Annotated in this window: 14 protein-coding genes; 10 read left to right on the top strand and 4 right to left on the bottom strand. The window is 72.8% G+C overall.

Going from position 1 to position 16128, the window contains the following annotated elements:
* Positions 1-41 precede the first annotated feature (41 nt).
* Genes BLW82_RS29010 through BLW82_RS29000 form a run of 3 tightly spaced genes read left to right on the top strand, consistent with a single transcriptional unit; the run spans position 42 to position 2976 of the window.
* Entirely contained in the window at positions 42-308 is a 267-nt protein-coding gene (locus tag BLW82_RS29010; protein ID WP_093503208.1) for a protealysin inhibitor emfourin, read from the top strand.
* A gap of 59 nt (positions 309-367) precedes the next feature.
* On the top strand, positions 368-1714 hold the full coding sequence (locus BLW82_RS29005; protein WP_371131429.1) for a GH1 family beta-glucosidase: 1347 nt from the start codon (positions 368-370) through the stop codon (positions 1712-1714).
* Positions 1711-2976: an MFS transporter gene (locus tag BLW82_RS29000; protein ID WP_093503204.1), complete on the top strand. Its 1266-nt coding sequence runs from the start codon at positions 1711-1713 to the stop codon at positions 2974-2976. The genes BLW82_RS29005 and BLW82_RS29000 overlap by 4 nt, the downstream gene beginning before the upstream one ends.
* Before the next feature lie 678 nt (positions 2977-3654).
* Here BLW82_RS29000 and BLW82_RS28995 read toward each other — a convergent pair.
* Positions 3655-4512, bottom strand: a complete 858-nt coding sequence (locus BLW82_RS28995; protein ID WP_093503202.1) for an NAD-dependent epimerase/dehydratase family protein — start codon at positions 4510-4512, stop codon at positions 3655-3657.
* 122 nt (positions 4513-4634) lie between these two features.
* Between BLW82_RS28995 and BLW82_RS28990 the strand changes: the two genes are divergently transcribed.
* From BLW82_RS28990 to BLW82_RS28975, 5 genes are all read left to right on the top strand, one after another.
* Entirely contained in the window at positions 4635-5483 is an 849-nt protein-coding gene (locus BLW82_RS28990) for a helix-turn-helix transcriptional regulator (protein ID WP_093503200.1), read from the top strand.
* Positions 5484-5550: 67 nt separating this feature from the next.
* The gene (locus BLW82_RS45700) at positions 5551-8301 is read left to right on the top strand and encodes a DUF6531 domain-containing protein (RefSeq protein ID WP_256215998.1); all 2751 of its coding nucleotides are present in this window, start codon (positions 5551-5553) and stop codon (positions 8299-8301) included.
* Complete coding sequence (locus tag BLW82_RS45695) at positions 8198-10039, top strand: RHS repeat-associated core domain-containing protein (RefSeq protein ID WP_256215997.1); 1842 nt, start codon at positions 8198-8200, stop codon at positions 10037-10039. Before BLW82_RS45700 ends, BLW82_RS45695 begins: the two co-directional genes overlap by 104 nt.
* A 15-nt stretch (positions 10040-10054) precedes the next feature.
* Positions 10055-10546: a hypothetical protein gene (locus BLW82_RS28980; protein WP_093503198.1), complete on the top strand. Its 492-nt coding sequence runs from the start codon at positions 10055-10057 to the stop codon at positions 10544-10546.
* Between the two features lie 69 nt (positions 10547-10615).
* Positions 10616-10870, top strand: coding sequence for a hypothetical protein (locus BLW82_RS28975; RefSeq protein ID WP_093503196.1), 255 nt, complete (start codon positions 10616-10618; stop codon positions 10868-10870).
* Between the two features lie 36 nt (positions 10871-10906).
* Here the strand turns inward: BLW82_RS28975 and era are convergent, their stop codons facing one another.
* A complete protein-coding gene (era, locus tag BLW82_RS28970) occupies positions 10907-11875 on the bottom strand; it encodes a GTPase Era (protein ID WP_093503194.1) in 969 nt (322 codons plus the stop codon).
* 143 nt (positions 11876-12018) lie between these two features.
* On the opposite strand from era, the gene BLW82_RS28965 reads away from it, so the two are divergent.
* Positions 12019-13329: an ammonium transporter gene (locus tag BLW82_RS28965; RefSeq protein WP_093508345.1), complete on the top strand. Its 1311-nt coding sequence runs from the start codon at positions 12019-12021 to the stop codon at positions 13327-13329.
* Positions 13326-13664 (top strand): P-II family nitrogen regulator, encoded by a 339-nt coding sequence (locus BLW82_RS28960; protein ID WP_093503192.1) that lies wholly within the window; start codon positions 13326-13328, stop codon positions 13662-13664. Before BLW82_RS28965 ends, BLW82_RS28960 begins: the two co-directional genes overlap by 4 nt.
* Here BLW82_RS28960 and BLW82_RS28955 read toward each other — a convergent pair.
* Together BLW82_RS28955 and BLW82_RS28950 are read right to left on the bottom strand one after the other, a co-directional pair.
* Positions 13558-14622, bottom strand: a complete 1065-nt coding sequence (locus BLW82_RS28955; RefSeq protein ID WP_093503190.1) for a DUF7507 domain-containing protein — start codon at positions 14620-14622, stop codon at positions 13558-13560. The genes BLW82_RS28960 and BLW82_RS28955 overlap by 107 nt on opposite strands.
* Before the next feature lie 95 nt (positions 14623-14717).
* Entirely contained in the window at positions 14718-16052 is a 1335-nt protein-coding gene (locus BLW82_RS28950; protein WP_177233103.1) for a beta-xylosidase, read from the bottom strand.
* Positions 16053-16128 lie beyond the last annotated feature (76 nt).

Genomic DNA, 16128 nt, shown 5'->3' with positions numbered 1-16128 from the left:
CGGGGGTGCGTACCGCACGGTTCCGTACTACACAGGGACCCATGCGTATTCAGGTGAGGCGCACGGGCGGGTTCGCGGGCATCGAGCGCCGGGCCGAGGTGGACACCTCGGGCCGGCCCGACGCCCCCGAGTGGCAGGCCCTGGCCGAGCGCGCGCTCGCGGCCGGCCGGGGCGCCCCGCCGCCCGGCGTGCCGGACGGGTTCGCGTACGAGATCACGGTGGACGGACGGACGGTGTACGCGGCCGACCCGCGGCTGTCGGAGGAGCAACGCGAGCTGATCTCACGGGTGTTGAAGGAGGGGGCGTGACCGCGTCGCGTAACGGGTAGTTCACGCCCGGGCGTTGACTTACGTTACCGGGGGTAAGGATGATCCCGGCCATGGCGACAGACGCGGTCCACCAGATCCATCCCTTCCCCCGGTTCGCCGACGGCTTCCTCTGGGGCGTCTCGACCTCGGCCCATCAGATCGAGGGCGCGGCCGACCTGCGGGAGCCGTCCGTGTGGGACGTGTTCGAGGCGGAGCCGGGCCGGATCAAGGACGGCTCCACGGCGGCGACGGCCTGCGACCACTATTACCGCCACCGCGAGGACGTGGCGCTCCTGGCCGGGCTGGGCGTGGACGCCTACCGCTTCTCCGTCTCCTGGCCGCGGGTGCGCTCGGCGGGCGGCCTGGACTTCTACGACCGGCTGGTGGACGAGCTGTGCGCGGCCGGCGTCCGCCCGGTCCCGACGCTCTTCCACTGGGACCTGCCGGTGGCCCTTCAGGAGAAGGGCGGCTGGCTGGACCGGGACACGGCGGCGCACTTCGCCGACCACGTCTCGACGGTCGCGGACCGGCTCGGCGACCGCGTGAAGAAGTGGATCACCCTCAACGAGCCCGCCGAGCAGACCCTGTTCGGCTACGCCCTGGGCGCCCACGCCCCCGGGCAGCAGCTGATGTTCGACGCCCTCCCGGTCGCCCACCACCAACTCCTCGCGCACGGCCTGGCGGTACGGGCGCTGCGCGCGGCCGGCGCCGGCGACATCGGCATCGCCAACTCGCACGGCCCGACCTGGCCGGCCTCCCAGGAGCAGCCGGACCTGGAGGCGGCCGCCTTCTACGACCTCCTCCTCAACCGCCTGTTCGCCGAGCCGGTCCTGCTCGGCGAGTACCCGGACGGCATGGGCGACCTGATGCCCGGCGACGTCGCCGCCGACCTGAAGGTGATCGCCGAACCCCTCGACTGGTACGGGATCAACTACTACGCCCCCACCAAGGTCGGCGCCCCGCAGGGCACCGAGATCGAGTTCGGCGGACTCACCCTCCCCGCCGAACTCCCCTTCTCCGTCCAGGACATCGAGGGCGTCCCGGTGACGGACTTCGGCTGGCCGGTCGTCCCCGAGGGCCTCACCGAACTCCTCACCGGCTTCCGCGACCGCTACGGCGACCGCCTCCCGCCGGTCGTCATCACCGAGAACGGCTGCTCCTACGAGGGCCTCGACGACCAGGACCGCATCGCCTACCTCGACGGCCACGTCCGGGCCCTGCACCGGGCGGTCGAGGCCGGCGTGGACGTGCGCGGCTACTTCGTCTGGTCGCTCCTCGACAACTTCGAGTGGGCCGAGGGGTACGCGCGCCGCTTCGGCCTGGTCCACGTCGACTACGCGACGCAGGTGCGGACGCCGAAGTCGTCGTACGCCTGGTACCGGGACCTCCTGCGGGCGCAGAGATGACGACGGCCCGCGAGCCGGCTGAGCCGGCCGCCGCGCTGGCGGAGCCGGTCGAGCGGGTCGGCCGGGGCTGGACGTCGACGCTCTCGCTGGCCAACGGGGCGATCTGGGTGGGCTGGTACGGCCCGCTGCAGATCCTGCTCGCCTCCCAGGCCAAGGACTTCGCGCCCGGCTCCGGGATGTCGAAGGAGACGATGCTGGCGTGGGTGACCGGCGTCGGCGCGGTGGTGTCGCTGGCCGCCAACCCGGTCTTCGGCGCGCTGTCGGACCGTACGACGTCCCGCTGGGGCCGCCGTACCCCGTGGATCGTCGCCGGTACGGCGGGCGGGGCGCTGTCCCTGCTGGTCCTCGCGGGCGCCGGCGGCATGGGGACGATGATGCTGGGCTGGTGCCTGGTCCAGCTCACCCTGAACGCGGCGTTCGCCGCGGTCACGGCGGCGGTCCCGGACCGGGTGCCGCGGCTCCAGCGGGGCTCGGTGGGCGGCTGGCTGGGGGCCGCGCAGATCCTCGGTGTGGTCGGCGGCACCGGGCTCGCGACGGCCGCCGGGGGCATCGGGGCGGGCTACCTGGCGTGCGCGGTGTTCACGGCGCTGGGCGTGCTGCCGTACGTGCTGTGCCACCCGGACCTGCGGCTGGCGCCCGAGGACCGGCCGCCCTGGTCCTGGCGGGGCTTCCTGGCCGGTTTCCGGCTGAGCCCCCGCCGCCACCCGGACCTGGGCTGGGCCTGGCTGACCCGCTTCCTGATCAACCTCAGCAACGCGCTGGTGCTGCTCTACCTGCTCTACTACCTGCGCGACCGCCTGCACTACTCCGACCCCGGCCAGGGCGTGCTGATCCTGACCGCCGTCAACGGGCTGACGCTGATGGCGACGGTCGTGGCCGGCGGGGTCTGGTCGGACCGGGTGGGCCGCCGCAAGCCGTTCGTCATCTGGTCGGGGATGCTGATGGCGGTGGCGACGGCCCTGCTGGCGGTCTGGCAGACCTGGCCCGGGGCGATCGTGGCCGCGGCGGTGCTGGGCGTCGGCTTCGGGGTGTTCACCTCCGTGGACTTCGCGCTGATGACCGACGTCCTGCCGAAGGCCCTGGACCGCGGCAAGGACCTCGGCGTCATCAACGTCGCCAACGCCCTGCCCCAGGTCGCCGCCCCCGCCCTCGCCGCCCCGATCGTCACCTACCTCGGCGGCTACCGCGCCCTGTACCTGGTCTCGGCGGTGATCGGTCTGGCGGGGGCATGGCTGGTTGGGCGGATCAGAGGGGTCGACTGACCACCTCCGGCGACGGCAGCGCCCCACAAGGGGCGCGAGGAACCGCGCGACCAGCCACGACGACGCCCCGGCGCGCAGCGCACCGAAGGGGCGCGGGGAACTGCGCGACCAGCCACGACGGTGCCGCGGACGGCAGACGGCGCACCTCGGCACTCCCGGCACCGCGCTCGGCCCGGCCCCCCTGCAGCGCCCCGGCGCGCAGCGCACCGAAGTGGCGCGGGGAACTGCGCGACCAGCCACGACGGTGCCGCGGACGGCAGACGGCGCACCTCGGCACCCCCGGCACCGCGCTCGGCCCGGCCCCCCTACAGCGCCCCGGCGCGCAGCGCACCGAAGTGGCGCGGGGAACTGCGCGACCAGCCACGACGACGCCGCAGCCGGCAGACGGCGCACCCCGGCACCCCCGGCACCGCGCTCGGCCCGGCCCCCCTGCAGCGCCCCGGCGCGCAGCGCACCGAAGGGGCGCGGGGAACTGCGCGACCAGCCACGACGACGCCGCAGCCGGCAGACGGCGCACCTCGGCACTCCCGGCACCGCGCTCGGCCCGGCCCCCCTGCAGCGCCCCGGCGCGCAGCGCCCCGAAGCGGCGCGGGGAACTGCGCGACCAGCCACGACGACGCCCCAGACGGCAGACGGCGCACCCCGGCACCCCCGGCACCGCGCTCGGCCCGGCCCCCCCTACAGCGCCCCGGCGTCCCGGGCCGTCCAGACGCTCGGATAGATCGGCCGGAAGCCGAGGTCCCGGCGGATCTTCCCGGTGGACATGATCCCGAGCCAGGGGTCGGGGTCGCCGCGGGTGCCCATGTCCTCGGGCAGCTCGACGCCGTTGATCTGGTGCAGGTCCACGGCCGTGACGGGCGAGTCGTCGGCGATGTTGTACACCGGCCCGTTCACCGCCGGCGCGTACAGGAGACGCAGCAGCCCCTGCCCGACGTCGGCGTGGTGCCCCATGTGCAGCCGCTGCACCGGTGCCCAGTCCGCGGCCCAGCGCATGACGTCGGCGAGGTGCGGGTCGCCCTCGCCGTAGACGAAGGGCAGCCGCCCGACGCGCACCTCCATGCCACCCTCCAGCGCGAGCAGCTCCCGTTCGGCGGCCGCCTTGGACTCGGGGTAGGCGCCCCACATGGACCCGCCGGGCCGGCTCTCGTCGTCCTCGGTCAGCGGGCGGCCCCGCCCCGTGCCGTACACGAGCCCGGTGCTGACCTGCACGAACCGCCGTACGCCGGCCGAGACCGCGGCCCTGCCCAGGGCGATGGCCGCGTCCCGGTTGACGGCGCGGGCCTCGTCGTCCGGCACCCCGCGGAAGGCGGCGGCGACGTTCACGACGGCGTCCGCCCCGGCGACGGCCTTGCCGAGCACCTCCTCGTCGCGCAGGTCGCCGACGACGACCTCGGCGCCCAGCTCCGCGAACGGCTCCCCGCGGGCCGCGTCCCGCACCAGGACCCTTACCCGCTCACCGACCTCGGCCTGCTGGATCAGCCGCGGCACGAACCGCCGCCCGACCTGTCCGGTCGTACCGGTGACGAGAGTGATCATGACCTTCTCCTTCGTTCTGGTCCCACCACCCTCGCCCCGGACCTCCGCCACCGGGAGAGACCTCCCGATCGGGGGACCGGCAGTCCCTGGATAACCAGGGCGGCCGCGGCCACCCTGGTTGCATGGACCGTCCCGAACTCGCCGACTTCCTGCGCCGCGCCCGCAGCCGCCTGGACCCCTCCGACGTGGGCCTGCCGCCGGGCGCCCGGCGGCGCACCCCGGGGCTGCGGCGCGAGGAGGTGGCCTCGCTGGCCGGCATGTCCGCCGACTACTACACACGCCTCGAACAGTCCCGGGGCCCGCACCCGTCCCGCCAGATGCTGACGGCGCTGGCCCGCGCGCTGCGCCTGACGGACGACGAGCGGGACCACCTGTTCCACCTGGCCGGCGAGGAACCCCCGCGCCGGGAGGCGACCGGCACCCACGTCGCCCCGGGGCTGCTGCTGGTCCTGGACCGGCTGCACGACACCCCGGCGCTGGTGACGACCGACTGCGGCGAGGTCCTCGCCCAGAACGCCATGTCACGGGCGCTGAGCGGCGACGTCCTGGCCCGCCCCGCGCGCGACCGCAACCTGCTCCGCCGCTACTTCCTGGACCCGACGGCCCACGACCTGTTCCCGCCCGAGGACCGCCCGGCCCACGCCCGCGAGCACGTGGCCAACCTCCGCGCGGTGGCCGCGGCCCGCCCCGCCGACCCGGTCCCGGCCGCCCTCGTCGCCGAACTCCTCGCCGGCAGCGAGGAGTTCGCCCGCATGTGGTCCGAACACGAGGTGGCGGTACGGCGCGCGACCACCAAGCGCTTCCTGCACCCCGCGGTCGGCCTCCTGGAGCTGGACTGCGAGGTCCTCCTCAACACCGCCACCCACCAGCACCTCGTCATCCACACGGCCCGCCCGGGCACGGAGTCCTACGAACGCCTGCAGCTGCTGCGGGTGGTGGGCCTGCAGGACATGGCCCCCAGCCACACCTGACCCGCCGGGTACCTTTGCCGGAGCACAGAAGCGATGAGCGAGGTACGGCGACGGGGGTTGCGGGATCATGGCGGGGTACCGACCGGCGGACTGGCATCCACTCGACCTCGACAGGGACCCGACACCCGGTGCCCCGCAGCGCGTCCGCACCCTCGCCGCACAGCTGCACACCTTCGCCGACGACGTCTCCGAAGCGCTGCGTCTGGTCAAGGGCATGGCCGGTGAGGACACGCTCCTGCAGTGGGCGGGCAAGTCGGCGGAGGTGTTCAAGGAGCAGTTCAAGGACGTTCCGAAGAACCTGAAGAAGCTGAAGAAGTCGTACGAGATGTGCGGCGATGCGCTTGCGGACTACTGGCCGAAGCTGGAGCGGGCGCAGGCGCTTGCCGACAGGGCCCTGGTCAAGGCGAAGGAGGCGCAGTCGGACCTGTCGTCGGCCAAGTCCCGTCTGTCGTCGGCCGATTCGTGGGTGACCCGGGCCACGAAGGAAGCCGACAAGTACAAGGACGATCCCACCGGCAGCAAGTCGGACGCCGACAAGCCGGACGAGGGCAAGGTGCGGGCCGCCACCCGGGACGTGCAGAGCGCCAAGTCCGCCCATACTCAGGCCCAGTCGGACGTCACCAGCGCGCAGAACGCCCTGGACGCCGCGAAGAAGATGGCCGAGGACGCGCGGAAGATGCGTGACGACGCGGCGGGTGAGGCGAAGCGGAAGATCGACGAGGCCTCGGACGCGGGGATACCGAACCGGCACTGGTGGCAGGACGTGGGGCACTGGTTCGAGGACAACTGGGACACCATCGTCACCGTCTGCAAGGTGGTTGTGGCGGTCGTCGGGATCATCGCGATGATCATCGGCGGGCCCATCCTCGGTGCCATCGTGCTGGTGGCCGCGCTCGTGGTGCTCGCGGACACGCTCTACAAATACTCCAAGGGCCAAGCCTCGCTGTGGGACGTCGCGTTCGCCGCGCTGGACTGCATACCCGGCGGCAAGGGCATCACCAGCCTCGGCAAGATCGCCAAGGGGCTGAAGGAGATGAAGAACCTCCGCGGCGGCATGAAGGCCATGAGCCTCGCCGTCCGCGGCCTGGGCAAGAACGCCCGCGGCATGCTGGAGGACGGTGCCAAGGGCGCCTACAACCGGCTGAAGAGCGCGATCCGTTCGAAGGGCAGCGACCCGATCGACTGGGCCACCGGCACGATGTTCCTGCCGGAGACCGATGTCACGCTGCCCGGCAGCCTGCCGCTCGTCTTCACCCGTCGGGCCGCCTCGGACTACCGCTGCGGCTGGTGGTTCGGCCCGAGCTGGGCCTCCACCATCGATCAGCGGCTCGAAGTCGACGAGGACGGGATCGTGTTCGTCACCGAGGACGGACTGCTCCTCGGCTTCCCGCACCCGGTGGCGCCACACGCCCCGGTGCTGCCCGCGGCCGGTCCCCGGCTCCGGCTGACCCGGCTCGACGACGGCGGCTACCGCGTCGAGGATCCGCAGACCGGCGTGGCCCGCCGCTTCGGCCAGCCCAGGGACGGCATCGCCCTCCTGCAGCGGATCTCCGACCGCAACGGCGACGCCGTCGACGTCGACCACGCGGACGACGGCACCCCGCTCGCCCTGCGGCACTCCGGCGGCTACCACCTCCGGCTCACGGTCGACGAAGGGCGCGTCACCGCCCTGCACCTGGTCGGCGCGGGCCAGGACGGCACGGACGCCCTGCTGCGCACGTACTCCTACACGGACGGCTGTCTCACGGCGGTCGCCAACGCCTCGGGCCGGGCCATGCGGCTGACCTACGACGACCGGCACCGCATCACCTCCTGGACCGACCGCAACGGACGCGGCTACGCCTACACGTACGACGCGGCCGACCGCTGTGTGGCGGAGGGCGGCGAGGCCGGCCACCTCACCCTGACCCTGGAGTACGACGGCACCGACCCGGCCTGGCCCGGCGCCCGGATCACCACCGTGACCACCGCCGAGGGCGCCGTCAGCACGTACGTGGTCGACGACGGCTGCCGGGTCGTCGCGGAGGTCGACCCGCTCGGCGGGACCACCCGCAGCACCTGGGACGAGCACCACCGGCTCCGCTCCTGGACCGACGAGTCGGGGCACACCACCGTGCGTGCCTACGACGGCGACGGCCGCCTGCTGAGCGCCGTCCGCCCGGACGGCACGACGGTCCGCCTCGCGTACGGCGAGGCGGGCGGGCCCGTCGAGCTGACCCGCCCGGACGGGCAGGTGACGCGTCGCGCGTACGACTCCCGGGGCAATTGCGTCGAGATCACCGCGCCCGGAGGCGCCACCCGGCATTACACCTACGACGACGCGGGACACCTGTCCTCGGTCACCGACCCGACGAGGCTGGTGACCCGGGTCCGGTGCGACGCGGCCGGACGTGCCGAGCACGTCACCGACCCGCTGGGCGGGGTCACGCGGTTCGTCCACGACGCCTTCGGCCGCGTCACCGCGGTCACCGATCCCCTCGGGCGCACGACCCGGATGGAATGGGGCGCGGACGGCGAACTGCTGCGCCGGACCGCCCCGGACGGCGCGGCCGAGGAGTGGACCTATGACGGTGAGGGCAACCGGACCAGCCACACCGACGCCGCCGGCGCGGTGACCCGGTTCGAGTACACCCACTTCAACCTGCTGGCGGCGCACCTCGCCCGACGGTGTCCGCCACGTCTTCGACTACGACGCCTCGCTGCGGCTGACCGGCGTGAGCCGCCCGGACGGACGGCGCTGGACCTACGCGTACGACCTCGCGGGACGGCTCGTCGCCGAGACCGACTTCGACGGCCGCACCCAGAGCTACGGCCATGACGCCGCCGGCCGGGTCGTGCTGCGCGTCAACGCCCTCGGCGAAGAGGTCCGCATCGCCCGGGACGCGTTCGGGCGCATGGTCGGCAAGGACGCGAACGGCAGGGTCAGCAGCTACCTCTACGACCTCAACGACCGACTGGTCCACGCCGACGGCCCCGACGCGGCCGTGACCCTGCTGCGGGACCCGGCGGGGCAGGTGGTGTCGGAGACGGTCAACGACCGGACCACCACGTTCACCTACGACGCCGCGGGCCGGCCACTGAGCCGTACCACCCCCGCGGGAGCGACCAGCGCCTGGACGTACGACGGCCGCGGCGAGCGGGCCGGCACCCGCACGGCGGGCCGGACCCTGTCCTGCACCCGCGACGCCGCAGGGCAGTTGCTGTCCGTCGGCGTGGACGACGCGCTGTCGCTGACGCGGGCGTACGACAGCGTCGGCCGGGTCACCGCGCAGTCGGTGGTCACAGGTGACGGGCGCACGGTACGCGACCGTTCGTACCGCTACCGTGCCGACGGGCACCTCATCGGGATCGACGGACCGGACGAACCGACGCGGACCTTCGAGCTTGACGCGGCCGGGCGCACCACCGCCGTGCGGGCGGAGGACTGGACGGAGTCGTACGTCTACGGCCCGGACGGGGGCCAGACGGCCGCCGACTGGCCGGTCGGGCGTTCCGACGGGGCGGCCGTGGGTCCGCGGGAGGGCCAGGGCACCCGGCTGGTGCGCGCGGGCGCCACCCGGTACCGGTACGACGAGCAGGGCCGGCTGGTCCGGCGGCACCGCACACGCCTGTCCCGCAAGCCGGAGAGCTGGACGTACGCGTGGGACGCCGAGGACCGTCTGACGTCCGTCCGCACGCCCGACGGCACCCTGTGGCGCTACCGGTACGACCCGATGGGGCGCCGGATCGCCAAGGAGCGGCTGGGCTCGGACGGGACCACGGTGGTGGAACGGACCGACTTCACCTGGGACGGCACCACGCTCTGCGAACAGCTCACCGCCGACGGATCGCGGCCGCACGCCGTGGCGGTCGCCTGGGAACACGACGGGGTGCGCCCGATCAGCCAGTCGGAGCGTCTGCTCACCGCCTCGCACGAGGAGATCGACGCGCGGTTCTTCGCCATCGTCACCGACCTGGTGGGCGCTCCCACCGAACTCGTCGACGAGGACGGCAGGCTCGCCTGGCAGGCCCGCAGCACGCTCTGGGGAGTCACCTCGTGGGACGGTGGCAGCAGCGCGTACACGGCGCTGCGCTTCCCGGGGCAGTACTACGACCCCGAGAGCGGCCTGCACTACAACTTCCACCGCTACTACGACCCCGAGACGGCGCGTTACCTCTCCCCCGACCCGCTCGGGCTCGGTCCGTCGCCCAACCCGTTCCTGTACGTCCTCGACCCGCTGCTCTCCGCGGACCCGTTCGGCCTCTACGAGATCGGGAAGCCGGACCCGGCGAGCCAGGCCGGCAACCTCCCGCTGATCGCGGACAAGATCGCGGCGCACGGCGACATCAAGAAGCGGGGCATTCCGGGCGTGGACGACCTGGACGTGCCGGAGCACCTGGAGGACATGATGATCGGCTCCCCGGGGCTGCGGATGCGCAGCACTCCCTCGGGCGTCCCCCGCTTCGCCTGGTGGGACGATGCCACCGGGACGATGCTGATCCGCGAGGGCGACAAGGGCACGTTCATGCAGCCGGACGACGGCTATGAGTACTTCCTGAAGCAGCTGAAGGAGTAAAGGAGCAAGTGGACCGTGGGTGACGTGTTCTGGGGCGCTCCCGAGAGCAGGGCCGTGTGGGAGGTGCTGCCCCGGCCGGTGCTGGAGGCGGTCGCGGATGTCGACGCGCGGCGGTTGGAGGTGGAGCGGGCACGGGTGGCGCCGCATCTGCGGGAGCGGATCACGCGGCCCGTCTACTCGGTCGCGGACCGCTTCGCGTCCTGGGAGCGCCTGGTGGGAAGGATGGAGACCGGGCGTCCGGGCGGCGACGACTTCTATCCGATCAGCGCCTACGGCAACGACCTCGACTCTCGGGACAGCCTGGACGAGGTGATGGACGCCCTGCCCGCGGCGGCGCGTGAAGGGGCCCTCGGCACGCTGCTGGCCTCGCTGGACGCCCGCTTCGAGGCGGCGAGCGTCCCCGACCCGGAGGGGTCCCTGCGCCCCTGGGTCCGGCCGACGAAGGAGCACGCGCGGCTCCCCGACCGCTGGCGCCGCAAGCCGCTGCGCACCCCTTGGGACGACTGAGCGACGATCCGGGACGCGGCGCACGTGAGCGGCGAGGAAACGTGGGAAGCAGCGAAGAGGCGGTACCCCGTGGGGAGCGCCGCACGCGGGAAGGTGAAGGACCGTTTTCCGTTCGGGGTCTTCCTCGACCTCGACGACGCCCCGGGCGTCAACGGCTTCGTCGACCTGCTGTCGTACAACCCCGACGGCACCATCAACGCCCCGGAGGCCCCGCCCGTGCCGCTCCCCGAGGTCGGGGAGACCGTGGCGGGGACCGTCGCCATGCATGTGGACCGTGACCGGCAGATCCGCATCCGGGTCGGCGCCCCGTTCTGGGAGTCGTGAACGCCCGGACCGCGGACCTCCCGGTCGCAGCCGCCCTCAGAACCCCAGGCGCCGCAGCTGCTTGGGGTCCCGCTGCCAGTCCTTGGCGACCTTCACGTGCAGGTCGAGGAAGACCGGCGTGCCGAGCAGCGCCTCGATCTGCTTGCGGCTCTTGATGCCGACCTCCTTCAGGCGCTTGCCCTTGGGGCCGATGATGATGCCCTTCTGGCTGGGGCGCTCGATGAAGAGGTTGGCGTGGATGTCCAGGAGGGGCTTGTCGGCGGGGCGGTCCTCGCGCGGGAGCATCTCCTCGACGACGACGGCGATGGAGTGCGGCAGCTCGTCGCGGACGCCCTCCAGGGCCGCCTCGCGGATCAGCTCGGCGATCATGACCTGCTCGGGCTCGTCGGTGAGGTCGCCCTCGGGGTAGAGCGCCGGGCCCTCGGGGAGGAGCGGGACGAGGAGGTCGGCCAGGAGCTTCACCTGCTTGTCGCCGACCGCCGAGACCGGCACGATCTCGGCCCACTCGAAGCCCAGCTCCGTGCCGAGCTGGTCGATGGCGATCAGTTGCTCGGCAAGGGTCTTGGAGTCGACCAGGTCGGTCTTGGTGACGATCGCGACCTTCGGGGTCTTGCGGATCCCGGCCAGTTCCTTGGCGATGAAACGGTCACCGGGGCCGATCTTCTCGTTCGCCGGGAGACAGAACCCGATCACGTCCACCTCGGCCCAGGTGGTGCGGACCACGTCGTTGAGGCGCTCGCCGAGCAGGGTGCGCGGTTTGTGCAGGCCGGGGGTGTCGACCAGGATCAGCTGGGCGTCGTCGCGGTGCACGATGCCGCGTACCGTGTGCCGCGTCGTCTGCGGCTGGTTCGCGGTGATCGCGACCTTCTGCCCGACCAGAGCGTTCGTGAGGGTGGACTTGCCCGCGTTGGGGCGGCCCACGAAACAGGCGAAGCCCGCCCGGTGGACGGCCTCCGACGATTCCGACGGCTCGGTTGACTGGCTGCGAACGCTCATGGGCCCCATTCTCCCTGATCCACGAGGCCCCGCCGCACCGTGAGATTTCGGTAACCCCGACGCAACGAAACGTCACGGAAACACAGCCGTACGCAACCGGAAACCAGGACCGGTGACCCTCTGACGAGCCCCGACCGACGTTGGAGACGCCCGTGTACCTCGCCGCCGCGCACGCCGACACCGGTGACACCGCCTGGCTGCTCGCCGCGACCGCCCTGGTCCTGCTGATGACGCCGGGGCTGGCCCTGTTCTACGGCGGCATGGTCCGCACGAAGAGCGTCCTCAACATGCTGATGATGAGCTTCGTGTCGATCGCCCTGGTGACGGTGGTGTGGCTGGCGGGCGGCTACTCGCTCGCCTTCGGCGACGACCTCGGGGCCGGACTCCTCGGCGACCTCGCCCACGCGGGCATGAGCGGCCTCGGCCCGGACAGCGTGCAGGGCACCGTCCCCACCCTCCTCTTCGCCACCTTCCAGCTCACCTTCGCGATCATCACGGCCGCGCTGATCAGCGGCGCGATCGCGGACCGGGCGAAATTCGGGGCCTGGCTGGTCTTCGTGCCGGTCTGGGCGCTGCTCGTATACGTTCCGGTCGCGCACTGGGTGTGGGGGCCCGGTGGCTGGATCGCGCACCACCTCGGCGCCCTCGACTTCGCCGGCGGCCTGCCCGTCGAGATCACCTCCGGCGCCTCCGGTCTCGCCCTCTGCCTGGTGCTCGGCCCGCGGCTCGGCTTCAAGAAGGACGCCATGCGGCCGCACAACCTGCCGATGGTGGTCCTGGGCGCCGGTCTGCTCTGGTTCGGCTGGTTCGGCTTCAACGCGGGCAGCGCGCTCGGCGCCAACGGCCTGGCCGCCGCCGTCTTCCTGAACACCCTGGCCGCCGGCTGCACCGGCCTGCTGGGCTGGCTCTTCGTCGAGCAGAAGCGCGACGGCCACCCCACCACCCTGGGCGCGGCCTCCGGCGCGGTCGCCGGCCTGGTCGCCATCACCCCGTCCTGCGGCTCGGTCTCCCTGCTGGGTGCCCTCGTCGTCGGCCTCGCCGCGGGCGTGGTCTGCTCGTACGCGGTGGGCTGGAAGTTCAGGCTGGACTACGACGACTCCCTCGACGTCGTCGGCGTTCACCTGGTCGGCGGAATCATCGGCACCCTGCTGATCGGCCTGTTCGCCGAGAGGGCCATGACCGGCGGCGCCGAGGGCCTCTTCTACGGCGGCGGACCCGCCCAGCTCGGCCGGCAGGCGGTGGCGGTCGTGGCCGTCGCGGCGTACGCGTTCGCCGTGACGTACGGCATCGGCAAGCTGCTCGACAAGACGATGGGCTTCCGGGCGGCCGAGGACCAGGAGCACACCGGCCTGGACCTTACGGTGCACGCCGAGACCGCTTACGATCACGGGGTCCTGGGGCACGGCGCCCCGGTCGCCCACTCCGTCCTCCCAACCGCCCAGAAGGTCGACAGCAAGCCATGAAGCTCATCACCGCGATCGTGAAGCCCTACCGCCTCGACGCGGTGAAGACCGCGCTCCAGGAACTCGGCGTGCACGGCCTGACCGTGACCGAGGCCAGCGGCTACGGGCGGCAGCACGGCCACACCGAGGTCTACCGGGGCGCCGAGTACCGCGTCGACCTGGTCCCCAAGGTCCGGATCGAGGTCGTCGTCGAGGACGCCGACGCCGAGCCCGCGATCGAGGCGATCGTCAAGGCCGCGCAGACGGGGAAGATCGGGGACGGGAAGGTGTGGGCGCTGCCGGTGGAGACGGTCGTACGGGTGCGGACCGGCGAACGCGGCCCCGACGCCCTCTGAACCACCCGGCGAACGGCCTGCGGCCCCTGCGCCGCGACCGGGCGAACAGCGCGCCGGCCGTCGCCCCGGCGGCGAACACCACCGCCAGCACCAGCCACGGCAGCGCGAGAAACGACGCGCTCGCCGACTCCCTGGTGCCGGTCGCGCTGGCCGTCAGCGTCACCTTCCCCCGGTCGAACTGCGGTGCGCCCCGCCAGCGCGCGGTGAGCGCGACCCGCTCCCCCGGCAGCAGTTCGGAGGGGACCCCGGTGAGGTCGCGGCTGAGCAGCGTCCGGCCGAACAGACCCTCGGCACGCAGCCGCACCTTCGGGTCCAGGGTGACGTTCCCGGTGTTGTGCAGGGTGTAGGAGATGGTCGCCGTGCCGGCTCCGAGGCCGGGCACGAGCGGCTGGTGGTGGCTGATGTGCACGTTCTCGACGGCGAGGGCCGGGAGCGTCGGCCCGCTCACCCGCAGGTAGACCCGGGCGCCGACCGCCCGCTGCACGCCGAGCGCCAGGGACCCGGACCCCGGATCGACCTTCTCGTCCAGCGCGACGATCGCGCCGGGATGGTCACCCGGCTCGGCGCCCTTCGGCACCCGCAGCGTGAAGGGCACGGTGACCGTCCCGTGCGCCGGCACGGTGACCCGCGCCTTCCCGATCCGGGCCCAGGCCCCCACGCCCCGCATCCTCTCCTTCACCGTCCGGACGGCGAAGCCGCCGTCCCGCGCGGTGTTGTAGGCGTCGGCCGCGTACAGCCGGAAGGCCAGCGGCTCGCCGGTCTTGTTGGCGACGGCCACCTTGTCGGTGATCGTCTGCCCGGGGTCGAGGGAGAGGTAGAAGTACGGCCGCGCCGCGATCTTCGAGGCGACCGGGTAGACGGACCAGCTTCCGTTGTCGGCGGCGCGCGCGGGACCCGCCGTGCACAGGACGCCGAGGATCAGGCTCAGGAGGAGGACATACGGCTTGACGCGACGCATGGGTGCGGACCCCCGGTCGGAAGCGGGACGGACGGGCGACCGGGTCTCTCGGCACTCGAAAGCCCGGTCGCCGCAAGGGAGGTGACCGAGTCGGCTCAGGTGAGCGTCAGGGTCAGGACCCCGGAGTACGATCCCGGGGGCGTGAACGCCGGTACGGCCAGGGAGAGTCCGGCGTCGACCGTGAACTCACCGCCGGTGAGCGTGGAGTCCGGCGTCGAGGCGAGGGTCGCCCCGGAGCTGCCGACGGTGCCCGCCGAACCGGCCGCACAGGTGCTGGGGCTGCCCGCCTTGGTCGCGCAGGCCGGCGTCCAGCTCAGCTTCCCGGCGTCGATCTTGGCGCCGGGACCGGTGAAGTCGGTGACCTTGCCGGTGAGCGACCAGCCGGCCGGCCCGCCACGGAAGTCCTTGACGGTGACGGTCTGCAGGCTGCCCGTGGACGCCCCGCCCTGCCCGAAGTCGACCGCCGACAGCGCGACGGAGTCCCCGGCCTGGGACATGGACAGGGTCCCCGCCTTGACGGTGGTGGTCAGCTTCTGGCTGCCGGGCGGCACCGGCGTGGTGTCGTTGACGACGTAGGCGGCGGGTCCCGCCCCCGTGCCGTCGCTCCACGCGCTCCCCTCGTACGCCACGATCCCGGTCGTCGTCCTGTCGTTGACGACGAGAGGCGCGCTGAAGGAACCGTCGGAGCCCGCGGTGGCCGTCGCCCTGTCGGCGGTCTGGCTGCTCCCGGACCGCCCGGCAAGGGTCACGGTGGCCCCCGGCGTGAAGTTCCGCCCGCTGACGGTCACGCTGTCACCGGGATTCCCGGAGGCCGAACCCAGACTGATGGCACGGTTGTTGACCGGAGTGGTCGAGGTCGCCGTGACGGTCTCCGACACCGGGGCGGGCGGGTTGGTGACCGTGCACGGGGTGTCCAGCTCCAGTATGTAGCTGGTGTGGATGTTGTAGTCACCGGGCGAGAGGGTGATGGCACCCGGCGAGGTCACGGTGAACGTGCCCGTCATGGAGAACGACGGGAAGGTCCCGTACCCCGGCACCGGATCGTTCTTCTTCGGCCCGGTCACCGTCACGTCCCCGGTCTGCGCGCCGCCCAGCGTCACCTTCCCCGTCGGCGTCATGATGTCGGCCGGCAGGGCGAGGGCGGTGGGGTTGTTGGCGGCGGGCGTGACCACGGTGTAGGTCACGGTGACCGTGTCGCCGACCTTGGGGCTGGTGTTGTCCACCGAGACGGCGGCGGCGGTGGTGCCGTCGATCGGCGGGAGGCCCGCGACGGCGGGCGGGATGCAGTGCGTGGCGAAGTCGACGTTCGTCCCGGCGGCACCGGCCGGACAGGCCAGCGCGCCACCCGCCGTGACCGCGAGCGCGGTCGCCCCGAACAGTGAGATCCAGCGCCACCGTCGAGATCTTCGTGATCGTGGGGGTGAACCCATGTGTGCCCCCCTCCTGAGGGTTGCGGGCGCAGCGGCTCCTCTGCGCCGACAGGGGGCCATTGATGTGGAGGCCGCG

This window comes from Streptomyces sp. Ag109_O5-10 (assembly GCF_900105755.1).
Classification (GTDB): Bacteria; Actinomycetota; Actinomycetes; order Streptomycetales; family Streptomycetaceae; genus Streptomyces.
The sequence above is the reverse complement of the archived record's forward strand: the minus strand, read 5'-3'. Positions and strand labels throughout refer to the sequence as shown.